At 77.0% G+C, this 3,854-nt stretch carries 4 protein-coding genes and 1 pseudogene; 2 read left to right on the forward strand and 3 right to left on the reverse strand.

Translation table 11 applies throughout. The features are described from left to right. Nucleotides 1–215: 215 nt before the first annotated feature. Nucleotides 216–1,082 carry an endonuclease/exonuclease/phosphatase family protein gene (locus EAO77_RS36095; protein WP_261994308.1) on the forward strand — a complete coding sequence of 289 codons (867 nt, stop codon included), beginning with the start codon at nt 216–218 and terminating at the stop codon, nt 1,080–1,082. Nucleotides 1,083–1,433: 351 nt separating this feature from the next. Here the strand turns inward: EAO77_RS36095 and EAO77_RS36100 are convergent. The 3 genes and pseudogenes from EAO77_RS36100 to EAO77_RS36110 form a co-directional block, all read right to left on the reverse strand. Beyond that, nucleotides 1,434–1,988: pseudogene (locus tag EAO77_RS36100) on the reverse strand (aquaporin); the annotation flags it as partial. Nucleotides 1,989–2,297: 309 nt separating this feature from the next. Next, nucleotides 2,298–3,173 (reverse strand): hypothetical protein, encoded by an 876-nt coding sequence (locus tag EAO77_RS36105; RefSeq protein WP_147992525.1) that lies wholly within the window; start codon nt 3,171–3,173, stop codon nt 2,298–2,300. After that, nucleotides 3,170–3,496 (reverse strand): hypothetical protein, encoded by a 327-nt coding sequence (locus EAO77_RS36110; RefSeq protein WP_147992526.1) that lies wholly within the window; start codon nt 3,494–3,496, stop codon nt 3,170–3,172. Before EAO77_RS36110 ends, EAO77_RS36105 begins: the two co-directional genes overlap by 4 nt. Nucleotides 3,497–3,542: 46 nt before the next feature. Between EAO77_RS36110 and EAO77_RS36115 the strand changes: the two genes are divergently transcribed. Next, the coding region (locus EAO77_RS36115) for a protein kinase domain-containing protein (protein ID WP_410088759.1) at nt 3,543–3,854 on the forward strand (312 nt) is incomplete at its 3' end.

Genomic DNA, 3,854 nt, shown 5'->3' on the forward strand with positions numbered 1-3,854 from the left:
ACCCCCCGCCGCCGGCGCCTCGCCGCCTTCGTCGGCCGCGCCGCCCGTCGTCGCGTCGCCGTCCCCGACGTGCATCCCTGCCCCCGTTCTCCGTGTGGTGCCCCGGCGAAGATCCTGCCAGTCCGGCGGGGCCGGGCCCCGGGGGCCCCGGGGCCCCCGCTTCGCGATGGCGGCGCGGCCGGGTCACCGCCGGATGCGCGGTCCTCACCGCCGCCGTGCTCGTGCTCCACCCGCTGGTGCCGAACGCGGGCATCCGCCTCGGCAGCCTGCTGGAGACGTTCCTGCCCTGGCTGGGCCTCGCCGTCCCCGTCCTCCTCCTGACGGGCCTGCTGCGCCGCTCGGCGACCGCCCTCGTGGCGCTGGTGCTGCCCGTGGTGGCCTGGCTCGTCGTCTTCGGGCCGCTGCTCGTCCCCGCGGACGGCGGCCGGCACGACCTGGTCGCCGTGCAGCACAACGTCGCCGACGACAACCCCGACCCGGCGGGCACGGCGCGGGCGCTGGCCCGGGAGCAGCCCGATCTCGTCGCCCTGGAGGAGGTCACCCCGGCGGCCCTCCCCGCCTACGAGCGGGCCCTCGCCCCCGGCCGGCCGCACCATGCCGTCGTGGGCACCGTCGGGCTGTGGTCCCGCTACCCGCTGACGGACGTGGCGCCGGTGGACATCCGGCCGCGGGCCTTCGAGCCCGGCTGGAACCGCGGCATGCGGGCCACCGTGCACACCCCGCACGGCGAGCTCGCCGTCTACGTGGCCCATCTGCCCTCGATCCGGCTCGGGGTCCAGGGGCTGCGGGCCGCCAACCGGGACGAGAGCGCCGCGCTGCTCGGTGCGGCGATCGAGGCCGAACCGGCGCGACGCGTCCTGCTCCTCGGCGACCTCAACGGCACCGTCGACGACCGGGGACTGCGACCGCTGACCTCACGCCTGGGGGTCGAGGGCCCGGGTTTCGCTCTCAGCTGGCCCGCCGACTTCCCGGTGGCGCGGATCGACCAGGTGCTGGCCCGGGAGTCCGCCGTGGTCGGTCTCCGCACCCTCCCGGCCACCGGCAGCGACCATCTCCCGGTCCTGGCGCGGATCAGGTACTGACGGCACGGGCACCGGCACCGGCACCGGCACGAGCCGTCCCACCGCGGGCCGCCGGGGACCGGCCATCCGGCCGGCGTCCCCGCGCCCGGGCCGCGAGGGTGCCGCCGCGGTGCCGAAGAGCGCCGTCGCCAGCGCGCAGCCGAGCACCCCGCCGAGCAGCTGGGCGCCGACGAAGGCCGGAACCGATGCCGGTGCGATGCCCGCGAACGAGTCGGACAGCGAACGTCCCACCGTGGCCGCCGGGTTGGCGAACGATCCCGAGGAGGTGAACCAGATCGCGGCCACCAGGTACGCGGCCACGGCGAGAGGCGTCCACCGGGCCCGCCCGGTCCGCCGGAGCCCGGCGATCAGGAACACCAGGCCCGCCGTGGCGACGGCCTCGCCGGCCAGGAGATGACCGGCCGACCTGTCCTGTTCCGACGGGCCGCCCGGCACGCGGCCGAACATCGCGTCGGCGAGCAGGGCGCCGGCGACCGCCCCGGCCGTCTGCGCCGCGACGCGGACGAGGGCGTCGCGCACGGCCCGGCGGCCGCGGTCTTGCGCGCTCCACCACGCGTACAGGGTCACCACCGGGTTGAGGTGACCACCGGACACCGGTGTCAGAAGGGTGATCAGCAGCCCCAGCCCGATCGCCGACGCCAGGGAGTTGGCGAGCAACGCCGTGCCGGCGTCCTGGCTGAGGGCGTCCGCCTTGATGCCGGAGCCGATCACGACCGTCACCAGGGCCGCGGTGCCGACCAGCTCGGCCGCGGCACGGCGTGGCAGACCCGGCGGGCGGCCGCTGCCGGAAGAGACCGGCGACCTCTCCTCGAATGTCGTCATGCGGAAAATATATTCCGATGAGTGGAACATGGGGTACAGCGGCCCCGGGCCGGCCGGTCGGATGACGGCTGAGAGCGTTCCCATGCGCGTGCCTGCGCCCGTGACGGCGAAGGGCCGCCGACCACGGCGGTACACGGCGCCCCGGGCGACGCCGGTGGCCGGGGCATGGGTGCCGCCGCGCCGGCCGCCGCCCACGCACGGTCCCGGCGACGGCGTGCACGGCGCCGTACGGTCACGCCGGCACGCGTTCTCAGCAGGGGGCGTCCACACCGGTACGCGTCCACACCGGCGCGCGTTCCTGCCGGCACGCGTTCTCAGCAGCACCGTCCACGCCGGCACCCGTCCACGCCGGCACCCGTCCACGCCGGCACGCGTTCCTGCCGCCGCGCGTCCTCAGCGGCAGACGTACACGAACTCCGCCGCCGCCGAACGCTGTCCGGGCGCATCGATGTGCACCTCGGCCCTGGCCGGGTACTCACCCCGGCCGGTGAACGTCCACCTGAGGTGGAGCCTCGCCTCCCGCTGCCCCCGCGTCACCGTCTCGTGCAGCGGGCCCGACGACGTGCCGTCACTGCGCTCCCACCGGTACGCGATCGTTCCGGCGCGCCCGTTCGTCGTGACCAGCGCCACGACGTCGGCGGTGCCGTCGCACCCCGGTCCCTCGGCGGGCGTCTCCACGGACACCCCGTGCACCGCGACGCCCGGGCCGAAGCGCTGCCAGGCGAGGAACGCCAGCACCGCCGCCAGGATCACGGCCGCCGGGGCGTAACGCCGCCACACCGGGCGCCCGCGCCGTGCGCGGCCGGCCTGCGCGCCCCGCGGCGCGCCGGCCTCCCCGGCGAGGGTGCCGTGCCACACCCCGGTGAGGGTCGCGGCATCGCCCCGCCGGCGGACCACGGCGGTCACCCCCGGCCCGAAGCGGAGCACCTCGCCCTCCACCCGGTCGGGCACCGCGTCCTCCGGCATCCGGTGCGTGTTCCCGTCCGCCGGGGCGGCCCGCCCGGCCGTGGGCGCGTCCGGCCGCGCCGTGGAGCCCTCCGGTCCGGGCCCCTCGAACCAGTGGCTGCCCAGGGCCGTCGCGCTGTAGCCGCCGGGGTCGTCGTCGCCGGCCCCGGGCAGCCGTACCGTGTCGGGCGTGCCGTCGGTCAGCCGTACGGTGTCCGCCGTGCCGTCCCCGGGGCTGCCGGGGGCCGGCGCGCCGGCGGGTCGGCCCGGCGGCCGCCCGGGCGTGGCGCCTGCGGCGGGCGGCGTGTCGAAGGGGCCGTTCACGAGACCGGGCACCCCCTCCGGGTGAGCAGCTGCTGCGTCGAACTGCCGCCGCTCCAGGCCGGATCCGTCGATGCCTGTACGCCCCACCAGCAGCCCTGCCCCTGGAAGGTGTGGGTCAGCGGCAGGGTGTAGCGCGTGGCGCCGCTGCGGCTGAACGTCTCGCTGCCGTCGGGCGTGCCCGGTTCGCCCTTGCTGTTGCCGGTGTACCAGGTGACCACCACCGTGACCGGTCCCGGCCCGTCGGTGGCCACGTCCACGGTCGCCTGTCCGGTGACCGGGCCCGTCTGGCGGAAGAGGGTGACGGCGACGGACGTGACCCGCACCGGGGCGCGGGTCGGTGTCGGGGAAGCGGTCGGGGTCGGAGAGGCCGTGGGCGACGGCTCCGGTGCCTCCGGGGTGCTCGCGCCGGTGGCCGTGAAGTACCTCGGCGAGCGGCTGCGGCGCGACACCGCCTTCGTGCGCGAGTTCCGGGCGGAGGCCCGGCTGCTCGGCGGACTGGACACGCCGTACGTCGTGCGCCTCTACGAGTACGTCGAGGCGCCCTCGGGCGCGGCGATCGTGATGGAGCTCGTCGACGGCATCGCCTTGCGCGCACTGCTGGCGCAGGAGGGCGCGACCGGGCCGGAGGCGGCCCTCGTCGTACTGAAGGGATCGCTGCTCGGGCTGGCCGCCGCGCACGCC

Source organism: Streptomyces sp. T39 (assembly GCF_008042045.1).
In the GTDB taxonomy this organism is placed as follows: Bacteria; Actinomycetota; Actinomycetes; order Streptomycetales; family Streptomycetaceae; genus Streptomyces.